This window comes from Rhodoferax sp. GW821-FHT07G04, assembly GCF_059418585.1.
Genome location: NZ_JBWKQD010000002.1, coordinates 1,371,917 through 1,390,009, shown reverse-complemented (window position 1 = coordinate 1,390,009; position 18,093 = coordinate 1,371,917). Strand labels below are relative to the sequence as shown.

General features: G+C 61.0%; 17 protein-coding genes. 5 read left to right on the top strand and 12 right to left on the bottom strand.

Features of this window, described 5'->3' with window-relative positions:
- The first annotated feature begins 47 nt into the window (after positions 1-47).
- The 3 genes from AC07OO_RS15635 (at position 48) to AC07OO_RS15625 (ending at position 4,317) form a co-directional block, all read left to right on the top strand.
- Positions 48-980, top strand: coding sequence for a family 2A encapsulin nanocompartment shell protein (locus AC07OO_RS15635; RefSeq protein ID WP_495083005.1), 933 nt, complete (start codon positions 48-50; stop codon positions 978-980).
- Between the two features lie 88 nt (positions 981-1,068).
- Positions 1,069-2,946, top strand: coding sequence for a family 2A encapsulin nanocompartment cargo protein cysteine desulfurase (locus AC07OO_RS15630; RefSeq protein WP_495083366.1), 1,878 nt, complete (start codon positions 1,069-1,071; stop codon positions 2,944-2,946).
- Positions 2,947-3,168: 222 nt separating this feature from the next.
- Complete coding sequence (locus AC07OO_RS15625) at positions 3,169-4,317, top strand: sigma-54 interaction domain-containing protein (RefSeq protein ID WP_495083004.1); 1,149 nt, start codon at positions 3,169-3,171, stop codon at positions 4,315-4,317.
- 25 nt (positions 4,318-4,342) lie between these two features.
- Here the strand turns inward: AC07OO_RS15625 and AC07OO_RS15620 are convergent, their stop codons facing one another.
- Genes AC07OO_RS15620 through AC07OO_RS15600 form a run of 5 tightly spaced genes read right to left on the bottom strand, consistent with a single transcriptional unit; the run spans position 4,343 to position 9,558 of the window.
- Positions 4,343-5,170 (bottom strand): ABC transporter ATP-binding protein, encoded by an 828-nt coding sequence (locus tag AC07OO_RS15620; protein WP_495083003.1) that lies wholly within the window; start codon positions 5,168-5,170, stop codon positions 4,343-4,345.
- Between the two features lie 44 nt (positions 5,171-5,214).
- A complete protein-coding gene (locus AC07OO_RS15615) occupies positions 5,215-5,997 on the bottom strand; it encodes an ABC transporter permease (RefSeq protein WP_495083002.1) in 783 nt (260 codons plus the stop codon).
- A gap of 12 nt (positions 5,998-6,009) precedes the next feature.
- Positions 6,010-6,915, bottom strand: coding sequence for an ABC transporter permease (locus AC07OO_RS15610; protein WP_495083001.1), 906 nt, complete (start codon positions 6,913-6,915; stop codon positions 6,010-6,012).
- 35 nt (positions 6,916-6,950) lie between these two features.
- Positions 6,951-8,033, bottom strand: coding sequence for an ABC transporter substrate-binding protein (locus tag AC07OO_RS15605; protein WP_495083000.1), 1,083 nt, complete (start codon positions 8,031-8,033; stop codon positions 6,951-6,953).
- Positions 8,034-8,070: 37 nt separating this feature from the next.
- Positions 8,071-9,558, bottom strand: coding sequence for a putative porin (locus tag AC07OO_RS15600; protein WP_495082999.1), 1,488 nt, complete (start codon positions 9,556-9,558; stop codon positions 8,071-8,073).
- Positions 9,559-9,976: 418 nt separating this feature from the next.
- Here AC07OO_RS15600 and AC07OO_RS15595 point away from each other — a divergent pair, with 418 nt between their 5' ends.
- Both AC07OO_RS15595 and AC07OO_RS15590 read left to right on the top strand, forming a co-directional pair.
- Positions 9,977-10,453: a rhodanese-like domain-containing protein gene (locus AC07OO_RS15595; protein WP_495082998.1), complete on the top strand. Its 477-nt coding sequence runs from the start codon at positions 9,977-9,979 to the stop codon at positions 10,451-10,453.
- Entirely contained in the window at positions 10,450-11,157 is a 708-nt protein-coding gene (locus AC07OO_RS15590; RefSeq protein ID WP_495082997.1) for a cytochrome b/b6 domain-containing protein, read from the top strand. Before AC07OO_RS15595 ends, AC07OO_RS15590 begins: the two co-directional genes overlap by 4 nt.
- Before the next feature lie 41 nt (positions 11,158-11,198).
- Here the strand turns inward: AC07OO_RS15590 and AC07OO_RS15585 are convergent, their stop codons facing one another.
- The 7 genes from AC07OO_RS15585 to AC07OO_RS15555 all read right to left on the bottom strand — a co-directional run bounded on the left by AC07OO_RS15585 (position 11,199) and on the right by AC07OO_RS15555 (position 18,062).
- Positions 11,199-11,852, bottom strand: a complete 654-nt coding sequence (locus AC07OO_RS15585) for a lectin (RefSeq protein WP_495082996.1) — start codon at positions 11,850-11,852, stop codon at positions 11,199-11,201.
- Positions 11,853-11,957: 105 nt separating this feature from the next.
- Entirely contained in the window at positions 11,958-12,434 is a 477-nt protein-coding gene (locus AC07OO_RS15580; protein WP_495082995.1) for a c-type cytochrome, read from the bottom strand.
- A gap of 58 nt (positions 12,435-12,492) precedes the next feature.
- Positions 12,493-13,164 (bottom strand): c-type cytochrome, encoded by a 672-nt coding sequence (locus AC07OO_RS15575; protein WP_495082994.1) that lies wholly within the window; start codon positions 13,162-13,164, stop codon positions 12,493-12,495.
- A gap of 59 nt (positions 13,165-13,223) precedes the next feature.
- Complete coding sequence (locus AC07OO_RS15570; protein WP_495082993.1) at positions 13,224-13,814, bottom strand: peroxiredoxin; 591 nt, start codon at positions 13,812-13,814, stop codon at positions 13,224-13,226.
- Positions 13,815-13,826: 12 nt separating this feature from the next.
- Positions 13,827-14,246 (bottom strand): hypothetical protein, encoded by a 420-nt coding sequence (locus tag AC07OO_RS15565; protein WP_495082992.1) that lies wholly within the window; start codon positions 14,244-14,246, stop codon positions 13,827-13,829.
- Positions 14,243-15,691 carry a DUF1501 domain-containing protein gene (locus tag AC07OO_RS15560; RefSeq protein WP_495082991.1) on the bottom strand — a complete coding sequence of 483 codons (1,449 nt, stop codon included), beginning with the start codon at positions 15,689-15,691 and terminating at the stop codon, positions 14,243-14,245. Before AC07OO_RS15560 ends, AC07OO_RS15565 begins: the two co-directional genes overlap by 4 nt.
- Before the next feature lie 49 nt (positions 15,692-15,740).
- Complete coding sequence (locus AC07OO_RS15555) at positions 15,741-18,062, bottom strand: DUF1549 and DUF1553 domain-containing protein (protein ID WP_495082990.1); 2,322 nt, start codon at positions 18,060-18,062, stop codon at positions 15,741-15,743.
- Positions 18,063-18,093 lie beyond the last annotated feature (31 nt).

Genomic DNA, 18,093 nt, shown 5'->3' with positions numbered 1-18,093 from the left:
GCAGACACTCGCATGCGAATTTTCTTCCCAACGCAGATAAGGTATCCATGGCTTCCAATACAACTGTCCCAACAACACTGGGCGATCATGCGGCGCGGCAGCTGGCCAACGCGACCAAAACCACCGCGCAACTGTCAACGATCTCTCCGCGCTGGCTCACGCACCTGTTGCAGTGGGTACCTGTTGAGGCGGGCATCTACCGCCTCAACACGGTCAAGAATCCCGAGTCCATCAAGGTCACCTGCACCGCCCGCCAGTCCGAGAACCAGTTGCCCCGCACCTTTGTGGATTACGACGCAGCACCGCGCGAGTTTTTCCTGAACGCGGTCAGCACCATCCTCGACGTGCACACCCGCGTCAGCGACCTGTATAGCAGTCCGCATGACCAGATCAAAGAGCAACTGCGCCTGACCATTGAGACCATCAAGGAAAACCAGGAAAGCGAACTCATCAACAACCCTGACTATGGTTTGTTGTCCCAGGTGACTGACGAGCAGCGCATCTTCCCGCTGACTGGCGCACCTACGCCAGACGATCTGGACGAGTTGCTGACCAAGGTGTGGAAAGAGCCAGCCTTCTTCCTGGCCCACCCTGTCACCATCGCCGCCTTTGGTCGCGAAGCCACGCGTCGCGGCACACCACCACCCACCATCAGCCTGTTCGGCTCGCAGTTCATCACCTGGCGCGGCATTCCGCTGATTCCGTCGGACAAGATCCCCGTCGCCGATGGCAAGAGCAAGATCCTGTTGGTCCGCGTGGGCGACAAGCGCCAGGGCGTGGTTGGTTTGTTCCAGCCCGGCCTGCCAGGCGAACAAAGCCCCGGCTTGTCGGTGCGCTTCATGGGCATCAATGACCAGGCGATCTCCAGCTACCTGATTTCCCTGTACTGCTCGCTGGCTGTGTTGACACCCGATGCGGTGGCTGTGCTGGACGACGTGGAAATCAACAAGTACCACGACTATCCCGATACCTACAAGTAATCACTAGCCGTAATCCACTGTGACTACTTCAGGCATCCCTGCTGCACCTGCAGCGGCCCCCCCTATTGACCCGGCGTTGATTGCGCAAATGGCCAATGCGCTGTTTGCCAGCGGTCCGTTGGGTCCATCGGGGTTCTCTACGCTGAACTCTGGCGCCCCCGGCCTGCAGGCTCCTGTGAACTTGGCCCCTGCCGGTTCACCGCTGGCCAGCCCCGCTGGCCTGGGACCTAGCGTGCCCGGAACCCCGTTTCCACAAGGCTTGGCGCCCGGTGCCAACCTGATTCCCGCCTCGCCCACACCGGTACTGTCATTGGCCAACCGCATCCCTGCGTTGCAGCCCCATGCAGTCGCCGGCAATGGCGTGCCGGACCGCGTGTTCAGCGAAGCCCCTGCCTACGAGCCCCGCTTTGGCAGTGGCGTGTTGGGCGTGCCCGAAGCCAGCACCGCCGTGGCCCCGGTGGCCAGCCAGAATGCACAACCCGGCTCCGGTGGTGCGTCACCGTTCTACTTTTTGAACGAGCGGTACGGCCACCCCGCGCCCAACGCGGCCGCGCCCACGGTGCCCAGCCTGGGTTCGGGCGTCAGCCCGTCCGCAGCCGGTGTGCCTGTCACCACGCCATCGACCGAGCCCAAGTACTACTTTGTGGATTCGGTCGTGCTGCCCAGTGGCTATGTCACACCGGCGAAGGCTGCGCCTAACGGCAACTTGCCCCAGGTCGCGCAAGTGGGTAGTGGCCAGCGCCCGCCGTTTGATGTGCACGCCGTGCGTCGCGACTTCCCTATCTTGCAGGAGCGCGTCAACGGCAAGCAGCTGGTGTGGTTTGACAATGCGGCCACCACGCACAAGCCGCAAAGCGTGATCGACCGCATCGCCCATTTCTACGCGCACGAAAACTCCAACATCCACCGTGCGGCGCACGAACTTGCTGCTCGCGCGACGGACGCGTACGAAGGCGCTCGCCAGCGGGTAAAGAACTTCATCAACGCGCCGGATGTGAATGAGGTGATTTTTGTGCGCGGCACCACGGAGGCCATCAACTTGGTGGCCAAGAGCTGGGGCGGTCAACACATCCAGGCCGGTGACGAAATCATCGTCTCCAACCTGGAGCACCACGCCAACATCGTGCCCTGGCAGCAGCTCGCTGCGGCCAAGGGTGCCAAACTGCGCGTGATCCCGGTGGACGACAGCGGCCAGGTGTTGCTGGACGAGTACCAGAAGCTGCTCAACGACCGCACGAAGATTGTCTCCGTCACGCAAGTGTCGAACGCGTTGGGAACGGTCACTCCCGTCAAGGAAATCGTGGCCATGGCCCACCGTGCCGGTGCGAAAGCATTGGTGGACGGTGCGCAATCCATCTCGCATATGGGCGTGGATGTGCAAGACATTGGCGCGGACTTCTTTGTCTTCTCCGGCCACAAGGTGTTCGGCCCGACCGGCATCGGCGTGGTCTGGGGAAAACGTGAGATTCTGGAAGACATGCCGCCCTGGCAGGGCGGCGGCAACATGATTGCCGACGTGACCTTCGAGAAGACCGTGTTCCAGCCCATCCCGAACAAGTTTGAGGCCGGTACGGGCAACATCGCGGATGCGGTAGGCCTGGGCGCCGCCATCGACTACGTGAGCAAAGTGGGCATTGAAAACATTGCCCGCTACGAGCACGAGTTGCTGGTCTACGGCATGCAAGCTTTGGGCTCCATACCCGGCGTGCGCTTGATCGGCACCGCGACCGACAAGGCCAGCGTGATGTCCTTTGTGCTCAAGGGCTACACCACCGAGGAGGTGGGCAAGGCCCTGAACGACGAAGGTATCGCGGTGCGCACCGGCCACCATTGTGCGCAGCCCATACTGCGCCGCTTTGGCGTGGAGACAACCGTGCGTCCCTCGCTCGCGTTCTACAACACCTTTGACGAGATCGACCGTCTGGTCGCCGTCGTGCGCCGGCTCAGCTCGGCGCGCAACACCTAAGCTTTGCGAGAGACGATGCGCAGGCGGCTTAATCGGCCGCCTGCGCATGCGTGCGCGTGCGCAAGGCATGCAGTGGACTCAATAGACGTGTGGGTAATAAGGGTCCAAATATTAAGTAGTTCCAGTTTTATTGATCGCATTCCACAATGAACGCGTCGTCATGTTGCGCGTTCGTTGTTTCGGCCCAGCACATGCAAAAAACTTCTACTACTTTTAACCACCATGAGCCACTTGTTAACCTTTCCGGACGGGGGCCTGCACGCCCTGTCCATCCGCGCCAAGGCGCTGGTATTTGAAGATCCACAGTCACAGGCATTGCTGGCACGTCTGGACCAGGTCGCCCCCACTGAAGCGACCGTACTCATCATCGGAGAGACCGGTACCGGCAAGGAGTTGCTGGCGCGCCGGGTTCACCAGGGCAGCGGTCGGCGCGGGCCTTTCATTGCCGTCAATTGCGGCTCCTTCAGCGAGTCACTGATTGATGCTGAACTGTTCGGCCACGAAAGTGGGGCCTTTACCGGCGCCAGCCAGGCCCGGGCCGGTTGGTTTGAGGCGGCCAATGGTGGCACCCTATTCCTCGACGAAATCGGGGATTTGTCGCTGGCGCTGCAGGTGAAGCTATTGCGCGTGCTGCAAGAGCGCCAGGTCGTTCGTATTGGTTCGCGCAAGCCCATAGAGCTCAATGTGCGCTTGGTCGCAGCCACCAACGTGGAGCTACGCGACGCCGTCAACGCGGGCCACTTCCGTTCCGACCTCTACTACCGGCTCAGTGTGGCAACGCTCGAACTGCGACCCTTGTATGAACGCCCCGGGGATATCTTGCCTCTGGCCCGGCACTTTCTGGCCAGTTATGCCAAGCGTCTGGGATTGGCCCATGCGGCGTTGACCTCACAAGCGGAACAGGCCCTGCTGGCGCACAGCTGGCCCGGCAATATCCGCGAGCTGGAAAACGTCATCCACTATGCCCTGATCGTGGCGCCGGATGGCTTGGTCAATGCCAATGATTTGCAAGGCCTGCACCGTTCGTCCCGCCTTGCTTTGCGAACGCTGCCCACGCCATTTGCGCCCACACAAGAGGAGCCCCAAGTCCTTGCGCCGGCTCCTGCGCAGGACAGTTTGAACCGCAAACTGGCCGCCTTGTTGCGTGCCAGTTTGCAAGGCAACGAGCCCGTGTTGTTTGAAGAGATACAGGCTACCGTGGTCTCTGTGGTGTATGAGGCCTGCCAGAGCAACCAGGTGCAAACCGCACGGGTGCTGGGTCTGTCCCGCAACGTCTTGCGCACACTGCTCAAACGCCATAAATTGATCGAAGCCACGGGGGAGCTCTGTGTGGATGAAGAAGCAGCGCAGTGCGATGCGGTCGACGCCTGAGGTTCAGGCGCCGTCTGCTTTGCAATCAATACGAATACTGCCAGTCTGAAAACCGCAGCGGACGTTGCAGTGGCGCGTCATGCGCTGGCACACGCGCCAGAGCGCCACCGAACTCGTTGAGCACATCGTTCTTGATGGCCAAAAAACCGGCGGCGTTGCGGTCGCGTGTGCGCAGCAGCGGAACGTCCACAATGCGCTTGACACGCCCCGGGCGGGGCTGCAAGACGACGACACGGTCACCCAGTAGCACAGCCTCTTCCACATCATGGGTCACCAGGATCGCGGTAATGCCTTCCGTGCGCCAGATGCGCTCCAGCTCCAGTTGCAAGTGGTTGCGAGTCAATGCATCCAATGCGCCAAAGGGCTCGTCCAGCAACAGTACTTCGGGCCGGTTGACCAATGCCCGTGCGATTGCCACGCGCTGCGACATGCCGCCCGAGAGCTGGTGCGGGTAGTGCGATTCGAAGCCCTTGAGTCCGACCAACGCAATGTGTTCGGCTACCGACTTGGCCTTGCTGGCCTCACTGCCTTCTGCATTCAACACACCGATGGCGATGTTCTGTTCTACGGTCAACCATGGAAACAGGCGGTGCTCCTGAAACACAATGCCGCGTTTGAGGCTGGTGCCGATCACCTGTTCACCGTCCAGCAATATGTCGCCTTTGTAGTCGCCCTCCAGCCCGATGATGAGGCGCAGCAGCGTGGACTTACCGCAGCCGCTACCCCCCACGACGCTGACAAACTCTCCGGGCTTGATCGACAACGATATGTTGTCCAGCACAGGAAGCGTTTCCCCATTGACCAGGTAGTTTTTACTCAGTTGCTTGATTTCTAGCGTGCCAGTGTCGGCCATAGTTCGGCTCCTTTAACAGTTCTCAACAATAGGGAAGGCCTGGTTTACACGCGGTGCTGCCAACGCAAGGCGTAGGCCTCCAGCCGGTCGGCGATGCGGTTCAGCATGCCACCAATCAAGCCGATGGCAAGCATCCCCACAATGATCAACTCCACATTGAAGGCAGCTCGGCCTTTGATGATGATGTTGCCCAGGCCATTGCTCCAATTGGCCAATAAAAACTCCGCGCCAATGGTGGCTACCCAGGCCGACACTAGGCCCATGATCAGGCCGGTCGCAATCTGAGGTGCAGCGGCCGGCAGAATCAGGCGTGTCAGCAACTGCAGGCGATTGAATCGAAACACCCTGGCCACGTCGGCCTGAGTCTGCGTCACGCCGCGCACACCTTCGACCGTGCCCAGCGTGACCGGGTATAGCGCAGACAAGGCGATGAAGACGACCTTGGACAATTCGCCATAACCCAGCCAGGTAGAGAGCAGCGGCAGCCACGCGAACAGTGAAATCTGCCGCACCGTGTGAAAGCTAGGCCCAATTAACTGGTCGGCCCAGCGCGAGACACCCAGCAGCAATCCCAATGCGATACCTCCGCCCGCACCCAGTACAAAGCCGGCTGCGTCACGTCCCAGACTGAGCAGTACGCCCTGCCAGAACACCGGGTCCAGCAGGGCCTTGCCCGCCACGCCTGCGACGTTCGCCGGTGGCACGATCAGGCGCGTGTTGACCCATCCATTGGCGGTGACGAGCCACCACAGGGCTAGCAGGGCGATGGGTGGCACCCAGCCACGCAGATCGATGCGCCGGGGTGTTGCTTGAACGATATTGGCCATGTCGACGACTCCTCAAAACGCACTGCGGCGCCAGGCCAGTAGGTAGGACTCCAGCCACCGCAAGACCCAATCCAGCAGCACACCAACCGCACCTATCGTCACCATGCCGGCTACCACCAGGTCTGGCTGGGAGAGCTGGCGGCCCCATACGATCAGGTAGCCAATACCTTCGCTGGAGGCCAGCAACTCAACAAACACCAGCGATAGCCAGGCCTGCATGACGGCTTGGCGCAGACCTGTGAACAAGCTGGGTGTTGCGGCGGGCAGTACCACCCGCCAAAGCACCTGCTGCGGGCTGAAGTGATAGACCTGAGCCACCTCGCGCAAGGACGTCGGAATCTGCGCAATGCCTTTCAGGGTATTGAGCGCGACCGGTACGACCACAGCGATGGAAATGGCGGAGATCTTCAACGCCTCATCAATGCCTACGAAAATGATCAGCAGTGGTATCCAGCCCAAAACCGGAAACTGGGCCAGGACACTGAAGCTGGGGTATAGGTAGGCCCGCAGCGTGCGCGATAGCCCCAGGCCCAGGCCCAGCACAAATCCTGCGGACCCGCCGATGAGCAGGCTCCAGGCGACGCGTTTGGCGCTGTAGCCCAGGTGACTCAGCAAATCGCCGGAGTCCCACAACTCCTGCAAGGTCTGCCATACCAGCGTGGGTGCCGGCAGCAATTGCTCGGCAATCCACTGCTGGCGGGAGGCCACGAACCACAGTGCAAAGAGCAGTGCCGGAAGCACGGCGCCGCGCGCGACGACACCCGCCGCCAAAGCTGCGTGCTTTGCAACACCGCGCAGCAAGGCTCCGGTTGCCTGCAAGCGCGGCACTAGACGCGTATCGGCTGTAAGTGCCTCCGCCGCTGGTGGCGCGATGGCCCCCGCAGAGAATATGCGCGCGTCGTCAGTTGCAACACCCATGGATCACACTCCCTTCTGTTACGCCCGTTGCCTGCCTAAATCTTGCGTCCGGGGACTTTGATCTTTCCATCGGCATCGAACTGCGGCCAGTAGTCTTCCAGCTTGAGTTCCTTCAGCGCCTGGTTGAGGTACTTGGGTTCCAGCCACCCGTCCAGACTGACATCCTTGCGGATCAGCTTGTACTTCTTGGTCTCTTCGATAGAGTGGGTCAGGCTGGACACGTAGTACTCGTCCAGCAGCGGGTTGATGCGGTTGCGCAGGTCCTTCTCTGTTGACCAGTCCTGCTTGTAGTCGATGTACGGTGTTCCCGAGGTGGACCAGGCCTGCAGCATCTTCTCTCGATTGGTTTCTTGTGTGCTCCAATGCGCCACCTTGACAAGGCGGGTCACCAAACGCTGCACGATGGCTGGATACTTTTGCTCAAAGGTCTCGCCAACCCATACCGTGCCCGGTCGGGTGATCTTGGGATCATCGGTCAGCTCCAGAATGCGGCGCGCGATGCCACGGGCTTCCAGGTCAAATGGTGTGGTGTTGGCTCCGTCAATATTGCCGGTGGCCAATGCCGCTTTGGTGGAGTCACCGTCCAGGCTGACGATGCGGAAATCCTTGTCCGTGAAGCCAAATTTGTCCAGCCAGCGGTACAGCGTCAACTGGCCGGCCGTGCCTTTGAAGGTTGCCAGTGTCTTGCCCTTGAGGTCGGTCACCGTTTTGGCCGTGGAGCCCGCCGGCACCACAAAGTAGCTGCTGCCCAAGCGGCCAGAAGACAGCACGATCTTGTGTTTCAAACCGGTTGAGCGGCCGACAATCAAGGGAAGATCACCGTGGCCAAAGGCCACATCGGTCAAGCCATTGGCGAACGACTCATTGAGTGCGGGGCCAGCGCCCGGGAAGAATTTCCATTCGATCTTGATGCCGTCGGCACGGAACTCGTCATCGATCTCCTTGAACAAATTGGCGTTGCTGGGGTAGCTGCCCCCTGAAATGGGCCGCCCGCCTGTGCCTGCGCCGGGAAAGCTGATGCGTATCACGGTGGGCTTTTCCTCCGCAAACGCGGGCAGGCTGCCAAGGCCCAGGAATGTCAATGCGCCGAAGAGCGCGGCAAGGGTACGTCGTTTCATAGGTCGAATACTTTGAAGATAGAAAGAAGAGGGTGGATCAGAAGCCGTACTGGAACTGCACTTGCAGCGCACGCACGGCTTCGGGCCGGTCCGCTGTGAAGCCGCCCGCTGCCGGCGCATCGTTGCGGGTCAACAAGTAGTTGATCTGCAGCTTGGTTGTTTCGGCGAAGAAGACGTTCAGGCCAAGCGTGGTGATCTGTGTTTTGTCGCCAATGCTGCTGGCGCGGGCGATGGGGTCGTTGAGCGTGTCCGAGTCCAAGACGTCGTAGCGCAGGAAAGCCTGGTAGGACTTGGGCCAGAAGTCGTCGTACTTGGCCAGTGTCTTCTCGCTGGCCAGGAATTGCTCGCCCCAGGTGTAGCCAAAATTGATGTACTGGCCGGTCGCTTTCTTGACATAGGTCGGTGCACCGGGCGCGGCGTTCGCAGCGTTGAGCAGCGTGTCATCTTCACCCTGTACGAACTCATAGGCGATCGAGAACGGCAAGTGCGTGTAGTTGATGTCAAACCCTGTGCGCCGCGATTCTGAGAACCCGACCACTGCGTTTGATGTGGTGTTGACCAGATTGTTGTAGCCTCGGTAGTGCGACACGCCCAGTTTCAACTCGCGCAGCCAGCTGTTGTAGTCCGACGGCAGCGTGAAGGCCAGACGGCCTACCCAGTCCTTGCGGTCGTTGTTGTCGGACTTGTTGGGGCCGTTGCCATTGACGATGCCGAAGGCGTATTCCAGTAGTGAGGACCGGTAGTTGTTGGTGTAGTCCACGTTGACCCAGGCGTCGCCCCGGTAGATCAATCCAATCTGCCGCGTGTTGATGCCGCTCAGAGCCGATGTGAACTGCGCGGAATTGATGACCGGGCGAATTTCTTCCGTGGCCTGCGCTTCCAGTCCGAAGGGCACAAGCTGCTGCCCGAAGGTCAACGCACCCTTTGCATCCTCTTGCCCCCCGTTGGTGGGGAAGAAGCTGTAGGTCAGGCTGGCATTGGTCAGATTGAATTGGTTGCCATTGGCCGATGCCACGCCCAATGTGCGGTCTGCGCTGGTGGTCGATTGCGGGCTGCCAGCAAAATTGCTGCCCGTGGCAAAGCCCAAGGCATAGGTCAAATTCTTGCCGGCGTCGTAGTCGCGGTACAGGGTGCCTGCAAGCGACAGCGTGGCCGACGGTATATCGAAGCTTGTATCCCGCGGCGTGGCCTGGTAATTGGTGTTGCCACCGGTGGCGCCATTGGCCACCCCCGCGTTCTGCGGCGGATCTTGCCAGCTGGCCCGTGCCTGTACCGTACCGCCAATGGTGGTGTTGCGGGTGACCGCAGGCACCTTGCGTTCCAGCGTGCGTGCCGTTTCGTATTTGTAGTTTTCGAAGTCGGACCGCACCCCTTGAATATCCGCTTTGGTGGCCACGGTGTTGGCGTCAATGGTGGCTTGGTCGGCATCGGTGGCGGTGGCTTTGGGTGCGCCTGCAGCTTGCGCTTTCAGCAACTGACTTAGCTCCTTGACCTGCTCACGCAGTGCGTCGATTTCGCTTTTCAATTGTGCCGTGGTTTGAGCATGTGCAGCGGTACTTGCCAACGCCAAGCAAGTGGCTCCCGCCAAGACTGTTTTTCTAAATCGATGCACTGTAAAAAACCCTTTTTGAGTGTTGCAAAGTCCGTGTCCTCTGGTGTCTGGCGTTGTTGTGTCCATCCGTGCGCAGAGACTCTTTGTTACGCAGAAGCCGTGCCAGGGAATACCCGTGCTTTCCGTGCGTTCTTGCTGGCATTCGCACACGGAACGCGGAGTGGGCTGTTGCGAATCGAACAGGTTTGCTGAATTTGCAGCGGTGCCTGCAACGCTTTCCCCCGGCCTCTCTTGTGGGAGCACGCCTCGCATGCATGGCACGTTTGTTGCCATCAATAGACCTTGCAAGTTTCCTTAGCAGCTACCTCAACACACAAAGAAAGTGAATCCAATGCGCATCGATAAAACGCTACTAGCAACGGCTTTTCTGGGTCTGATCTCCTGCTCCGCGATGAGCCAGCAAGCCACTGTGCCGACACCGATAGCCGCTGCCTCGGCGGCGCAAGCCTGGACCTACCAAACCCCACAACTGACGCGCGTCCAGATAGATGCGCTGCTGAACAAACCCCAGGAGCTGCTGGTTATTGACGTGCGCCGCCCCGACGAGTTAACCGCCAAAGGCAGCTTTCCGGTGTACCTGAACGTCCAAGCGAAAGACCTGGAAAAGAGCCTGGACTACATTCCCAAGGACCGTGTGATTCTCACCGTCTCCAACCATGCACACCGGGCCGGCGCCGCTGGTGATGTGCTGACCAGCAAGGGCTTCAAGGTCGCGGGGGCGGCAGGCTCTGAAGACTATGAGGCCCAGGGCGGAACCATTACCCGCGTACTGCCACCTCCACCCAAAACAGCCGCGGTGACCCCATGAGTCGCCTCGCGCCTGCTGGCCTTCAACGCGAGGAGGTATCTACCGCCACGGTGCGGGGCTCCATCCGCCTATGGGATTTGCCCTTGCGCATCTTTCATTGGGCCTTGGTAGTGGCGGTGGTGACCGCTATCGTGACCGGAAAAGTCGGTGGCGACTGGATGGCCGTGCATGCCAAGATGGGACTGACGATCGTTGGCCTAGTCGTGTTTCGCGTGGTGTGGGGACTGATAGGCTCGACCCATGCCCGCTTCGCGAGTTTTGTTCCAACCTGGTCCAAGCTGCGTGCCCATCTGACAGGGCGTTGGCGCGGTGTGGGGCACAACCCGCTGGGCGCGCTGTCGGTGTTTGCGCTGCTGGGCTTGCTGGCGGTACAGGTCACGACCGGGCTGTTCAGCAGCGACGACATTGCTTTCAATGGGCCGCTGTTCAACCTCGTTGATGAAACCCTGGCCGGTCGCCTGGGTGGCCTGCACAAACAACTGTCCAACATCCTGCTAGGGCTGGTAGGCCTGCATGTGCTGGCTATCGCCTTTTACCTGCTCTTCAAGCGCGACAACCTGGTCAAACCCATGGTGACGGGCTGGAAAGAGGTGGATGCTGATGCCGCCCACACCGCCACCGTGCGGGGTAGCGCCATTGCCTTGGGTGTGGCCGTAGTCGCTGCATTGGCTGCGGTGTATGTCGCCAGTGGTGCCAGTCTGTGAAGCGGTCGTGCACTGCACGATCGCTTCACAGGTTTGCAAACTCAGTTCACGGCAAAGCAATAGAGCAAGCCGGCACCGCCAGTGGCCAGCAGGTTGGCCTGTCCGCAGCCCCGGCTGGCATGTGTCGAGTTCCACGACGTGTTGCCGCCACCCGTGCGGTCAAAGTGGCCAACCTGCGCTGAGCCTTCCACGGCGCTGCTGGTGAAGTTCTTGCAGGTGTGGTCGGCTGCGTCGCTGAAGGCACGGCCGTCGGGTGTGGAGCCCGTCAAGATGTCGTGCTCGTTGGGCTTGTCGCCAGCGCGCTTCACCGCTTCGTTCTTCTCAGTGAATGCAGTGGCCCAGGTCAGGTTGTTGCCCAGGCGTGCTTCATCCAGCGTATCGCCATGCAGGTGGGAGAGGTTCTTGGCAACCACGGCACCGCGCACGTTGTACCAAGGACCTTGACCGATGCGGTCGCGCGCATTCACGGCCGCCTGTGCTCCGCTGGCTTGTGTGCTGAGGTAGGCGTGCCAGGTCTTGCCACCAGCACCGACTGCGCTGGCCAGCTTTTGGCAATGCGCGTCGGCGCCGGTCAGGCCGCCCAGGTCCGCGCCCTTGCCGCCCCCTTCGCTGGTGACAAAGAAGCTGAACAGCTTTGCTGCGTCGGTGGCCGATACAGGTGCGGGTGGTGCGGCGGGCGCAGGAGTCTGGGCCATGGTTGCGAACGGCGTACACAGCGCCGCGCATAGTCCGGCGGTCGCAAGGATTCTGTGAGAGGTTGACATAGATGTTTACAAAGTAAGTTTGTGGAAGGGATGGGGCTAGTCTTTGACCCGGAAGTCGTCATGGCAGGTCTTGCAGGCCTTGCCGACTTTTCCGTATTGCTCTTTCACCGCGGTGGCTTCGCCTTGCGCAGCCACGCGGGCGAGTTCGGTGGACTCCTTGGCGAAGTCGGCGAACAAATCCTGGGTGCGCTTGTTGTTGAAGAGTTCTGCCTTGGCCGCGGTGTCATGCCAGCCCTTGCCCTGTTCGGTGCCGGTTGCGAACAGGTTGGGCAGTCCCGAATGGGCGATGGCGGCGAGGGCGTTGGCAGCACGCGTGACATCGTCCTTGCTGTATTGCCCGTCCAGAGAGGCCTTGATACGGCCGAAGTTCCAGGCGATGTACTGGAAGGCGGATTGGCGCGATTTGATCAACGCTTCGGGTTTGGGTGCCGATTGGGCGTAGACCGCTATCGAAGCGGAGCCAAAGGCGGCAACCAAGGCGACTGCTGCGAGTGAGGTAAGTGTCTTTTTCATAGGCTTGCGTTGGGGTGAAGTGGGCGAAGGGGTGAATGGAGCACGTTGCTTTTCCTTTCTAAAGTTCGGACAGATAGTGGGTTAAGGATTTAATTTCTTCATCAGTCAAGGGCTTGGCGATGCGGTTCATGCTGGCGCCCTTGCTATTGCTTCTGTCGCCGCTGCGCCAGTCACGCAGTTGCCGCTCCAGGTAGTGTTGGTCTTGTCCACCAATGCGGGGAATGGTTTCGGCTGCCGCAGAGTGGCCCTGCCCGGCATCGCCGTGGCATTGCACACAGGCCAGGATGCCGCGCTTGTCATCGCCATGGGTGTAGAGCTCGCGCCCTGCCGTGTCCACCGTGTCGGTACTGCCGCGCATCCGAGGTTGGCTGGCGAAGTAGGCGGCGATATCGGCCATGTCGGCGGCATCCAGGCTGCGGGCCATGATGCCCATCACGTCCTGGCGCCGCACGCCGCTGCGAAAGTCCTGCATCTGCTTGACCAGGTAGTCCGGATGCTGGCCTGCCAGCCGGGCGAACTTGGCGCCGGGCTCCGTGGTGTTGCCCTGGCCATTGGCGCCATGGCATTCCTGGCAGCGCTCGGCCTCGGATTTCGTTTGGCCCAGCACGGCATTGCCCGCAGAAGGCGAGGCAGCCGTTGCAGGCGGTTTTGCCTTTGGGGCAGCGGGCCAGGCGGGGTTGCCGCTGACGGCAGCGAGCAGGCCCAGGCAGGCCAGCATGTGCCGCAGCATGCTGGGGCCGGTGGCTGCGGGGGCAGATCGGATTGGGTGTGCATGGGGCAGGCGCCACATCACAACTGGGATAGCTTGGAACGGGCCAGCTTCTGTACGGCATCCAAGGCCTGGTCGACATTCTCTGCCGGTGCGGTGCCGGCCACGGTGGCGGCGATCTTGCCATCGGGCGTGATGATGAAGGTGGTGCGCTCGGCGAATGCGTGGTCGATGTCGGCACCGCGGCTATCCTTGCGCCCGCTCACCGCGTCACGCACGACCAGGTTGTAGGCCTTGGCAATCTTGCCATCGGCGTCCGATGCTACGGCCAGCTTGCCGGCGCAGTATGCGGGGTCGGCCGAGAAGTCGTTGAGGCGGGCAATGCTGTCCAGCGATACGCCGACAACACTGGCGCCGGCTGCAGCAAACTTGTCGATATTGACTGCAAAGGCATGGGCCTGGATATTGCAGCCACCGGTGTAAGCCGATGGGTAGAAATACACGACGACCGGACCTTTCTTCAGCGCGTCCTTCAGGGAGTAGGTGAATGCCTTTCCCGCCAACGAGGCTTGGGCTTCGAAGGGGGGTGCGCTTTGGCCCTCCTTGAGCGCGGCATGGGTCGTGGTTATGGACAGAGCCACCAGTGCGGTGGCAATCAGTGAAAACTTCATGGGGCGGGGCTTTCAGGATTTCTTGTAAAAGTTGTGGCAGGTCTTGCAGGTTCTGGACAGCGCAGTGGCCGCGTCGGTGGCCGTCGCGTAGTCGCCGGCCGCTACCGATCGCAGAATCTGCTGTGTGAATGCGTGGCTTTTGCCGGCGAGTTCAACGGCGTCGGGTGCATCACCCTTCTGGCTGTAGTACGCCTGCACTTTGGCGAACATTTCGCTCAGTTCTTGCGCATCGGTATTGGCCCCGTTGGCGGCCTTCAGTGCGATGTTGGAAGCCAGGCTCTTGTTGCTGTCCTCTATGGCCTGCATCAGATCCACCCCAAAACCGTCTTCGGCGGAACGCACACCCGCAGCCCCTGCCGCCAGCACTGCGCCGGCAACAAGGACCCGAAGAAAGCCTGCTGCACGCTTTCTATGCGCAATGTCTTTCGTCAAGCCAGCAGCTCCTGAACGACCTTGCCATAGACCACGGTGGGGCGCTCCGAACGACCGTTGTTCAGGAATGTGGTCTTCAGATGGTCAAGCCCCAATAGTTGCAGTACCGTAGCCTGCAGGTCATAGGTGTCCACCGCGTTGTCCTTGTCTGCGGTTTGCAGTCCCAGTTCGTCGGTTTCTCCGTGGGTGTAGCCGGCCTTGATGCCGCCACCGGCCATCCACTGGGTATAGCCCCAAGGGTTGTGGTCGCGTCCATTGCCGCTTTGGCCATACGAGGTGCGGCCGAACTCCGAGGTCCAGACCACCAGTGTGCTGTCCAGCATGCCGCGGTCCTTCAGGTCGGCCAGCAGGCCGGCAATGGGCTTGTCGACCATGCGAGACATCAGACCGTGGTTCTTTTCCAAATCGCTGTGGGCGTCCCAACTGGTGATGTCGGTTTGGCCGTCGGGGGCGCCAGTGACGACCTGGATGAAGCGCACGCCGCGCTCGGCCAACCGGCGTGCGCGCAGCAGGGTGTTGCCGTAGGAGGCGCTGACCTCATCGTTCAGTCCATACAACTCCTTGGTGGCGGCAGACTCCTTGGTCAGGTCCACGGCTTCCGGTGCCACTGCCTGCATGCGATCGGCCAGCTCGTAGGATTTCAGGCGCGCGCGCAACTCGGTGTCTGAGGGGTATTTCTCGGCCCCCAGGTTGTTCAGTTGCTTGAGCAGATCCAGCGAGGCGCGCTGCTGGGTCGGTGCACGAAGCTCGGGGCGGTCCAGGTACAGGATGGGCGATGGGCCTGGGCGGAAAGCCGTGCCCTGGTACACCGCGGGCAGGAAGCCGGAGCTCCAGTTGACCGAACCTGCGCTGGGCTCGGTCTTGCCGTTGTACAAGACCACATACGATGGCAAGTCGGGGTTGGCGGAGCCCAGCGCATACGACACCCAGGCCCCCAGTGAAGGCCGGCCGGGGCTCAGATCGCCGGTGTTGAGTTTGAGGATGGAAATGTCGTGCGTTGCACCCACGGTGACGCTGGATTTGATGAAGGCCATCTTGTCCGCATGTTGCGACAGGTGTGGCACCAGGTCCGAGAACCAGGCACCGCTCTCGCCGTGCTGCTTCCAGGTCCGGTTTGATGCGAAGAGCTTGCCCACACCGCCTTGGGTGCTGGTCTTGATGCCTTTCAGGAAAGATGCAGGAATGTCCTGGCCGTGCAGACGGACCAGTTCGGGTTTGTAGTCGTACAAATCCAGCGTGCTGGGTGCGCCGTTCTGATGCAACCAGATCACCGTTTTGACCTTGGCAGGGAAGTGCGGCAGTTTGGCCGCCAGCGGATCGGCGAGGTCGGCCGCATGGGCTGCCGAGAATGCGCCTACGCCAGGCAGCAGGCCGCTCAATGCGGCACCGCCGACCAGTCCCTGGCCTGATTTGATCAAGAAGTCGCGGCGTGAATTGTGGCTCATGGTGTTTCCTTGTGTGGATATGGATGGATTGGATGCAAGCGAAGCGAAATCAGAAGCGGTAGGCAAAGTCGTTGGAGTTGGCAACGGTGTGGACCAGGTCCACAAAGGCCGCCGCGCGCACGGGGCTGAAGTGCGCCGTGGTCTCTTTCAGATGGGTTGGCAGGGCGGCTTCAAACCGGCCACCGGTGGCCTTGGCGGCAATCACCTTTTCCTGCTGGTTCAGGAAGCCCTGCAGCAGGGTCTTCTCAGCCTTGTTGGGGTTGCGTGAATACAGCACCTGGTAGAGCCGGTTCAACTGTGCGCTTTCGTCTTGCCCCGCCTCATTGATGACGCGGCCTGCCAGGGCCTGCGACCAGCCGAACACGATGTCGCTGTTGAACAGCGTCAAGGCCTGCAGCGGTGTGGTGGTCACGTCGCGCTTGTGGTGAGGCTGCGAGGGGTTGGCCGGGTCAAAGGTCTGCAGCAGCGGATAGGGCACACTGCGCCGCACGAAGACATAGATGCTGCGGCGGCGGGCGTCTTCCGCACTTTGGGCTTCTTGCCACAGATTGCCTGCGCCCAGGTTGCCGGGTACGGGTGGGAAGACGGCAGGCCCGCCTACCTTGTCCACCAACTCACCCGACGCGTAGAGCAGGGAGTCGCGGATTTCCTCAGCGTCCATGCGCTTGCGTGGGAAGACGGCCAAGAGCTTGTTGTCGGGGTCTGCGGCCAGCGCGTCCTTGCGCTCGGCCGAGGACTGGCGGTAGACGCTGGACAGCAAGATCTGGCGTTGCAATTGCTTCACGCTCCAACCTTTCTGCGTGAAGTCATTGGCCAGGTAGTCCAGCAGTTCGGGGTGCGTGGGCTTGGTACCCGCGCGACCAAAGTCGGCCACCGTGCTGACAATGCCGGTTGCGAAGTACTGGCTCCAGACGCGGTTCACATAGACCCGTGCGGTCAACGGGTTGGATGCGCTGGCAATCCAGTTGGCCAAGGCTGTCCGACGGCCCGACGATGTGGCGGTTGGTGTGATCTGGGGCTTCACATTGCCGGCCCACAATGCCGGGAAGCCGGGCTGAACCTCTTCCAGTGGACGCTCGTGCACGCCGCCGAAGCGGACAAAGGTGGGAGGCGAATCCGCACGTCCCAATTCGCTGGCGGCGGTCAAAGTGACCGAGCCGCTGCCAGGTTTTTGCTTATCGAACTTCTTCAGCTCGACGGTCAGCTTGTCATAGGCTTGCCACTTTTCGACGTTCGCGGGCTTGTAGTCGTTACTGTCCTTGTCGGTGGCGGTCAGTTTCAGGTAGCTGGCAATGTCGGCATCCGTGGTCACGGTCTTGAGGCGGAAGTTCACCCAGCGGTCCAATGGAGTCCACTCGCTCTCGGGCTTGAAGATGGCTTCCCGGCTGTCGGTCAGGTAGCGCTCCTTGTGGTACTTGTAACCCTCCTCCCGCACCGAGTCCAGGATGGCCTTTTGCTTGGCGCGGATGTCCTTGGTGAGCTCGTTGTAGGCGTTGCGTGCCTTCTCGAACTCCAGGTCGTGTGGCCCTTTGTCGGTCAGAGAAGCCTTCTCGTCAAAGCTGGTATTGGCAAAGAACGCTTGCAACTGGAAGTATTCCTTTTGGCTGACCTTGTCGGCCTTGTGGTTGTGGCAGCGCGCGCAACCAATCGTGGCGGAGAGAAAGGTCTCGCCCACCAGGTCGGTCATGTCGGTGGCGATTTGGTATTTGCGTTGCACCAGGTCGCGCGAGTTGCTGTTGTCCGGGTAGCCGGCCAGGAAGCCGGTCGCAATCTTGGCCTCCTGGCTACCGGGCCACAGCTCGTCACCGGCAATCTGTTCCTGTATGAAGCGGTTGAAGGGCTTGTCCTGGTTGAAGGCATTGATCACGTAATCGCGGTAGCGCCAGTTGTTGGGCCGCGTGTTGTCGTTCTGAAAACCGGCGCTGTCGGCGTATCGGGCCAGGTCCAGCCAGCGGCGCGCCTGCCGTTCGCCAAAGTGGTGGGACGCCAGCAGTCGATCGACCAGCTTCTCATCGGCGTTGGGTGATTTGTCGTTCACATAGGCCTTTACCTCTTCGGGCGTGGGCAGCAGGCCCCAGGCATCCAGCGTGGCACGTCGGATGTAGGTGGCGCGGTCTGCAACGGGCGAGGGTGTCAGGCCCTTGGCCTCCAGCTTGGCCAGCACGAAGGCGTCGATGGGTGTGCGCACCCAGGCCGATTGCTTGACGGCGGGCACATCGGTTGGCTTGACGGCCTGGTAAGGGGACCAGGTCTTGTTGGCGGCGGGTGCAGCGGCGGTCGCTGAGCCAGCGGGTGCGGGTTTGCTATCGGCAGCGACGGCCAGTGCCGTGCTCAGGCCCAGCAGAAGGGGAAGGTAGAACGTGTGTTTCATCGAGTAGCTCCATGGACGGAGCGCTACTCTT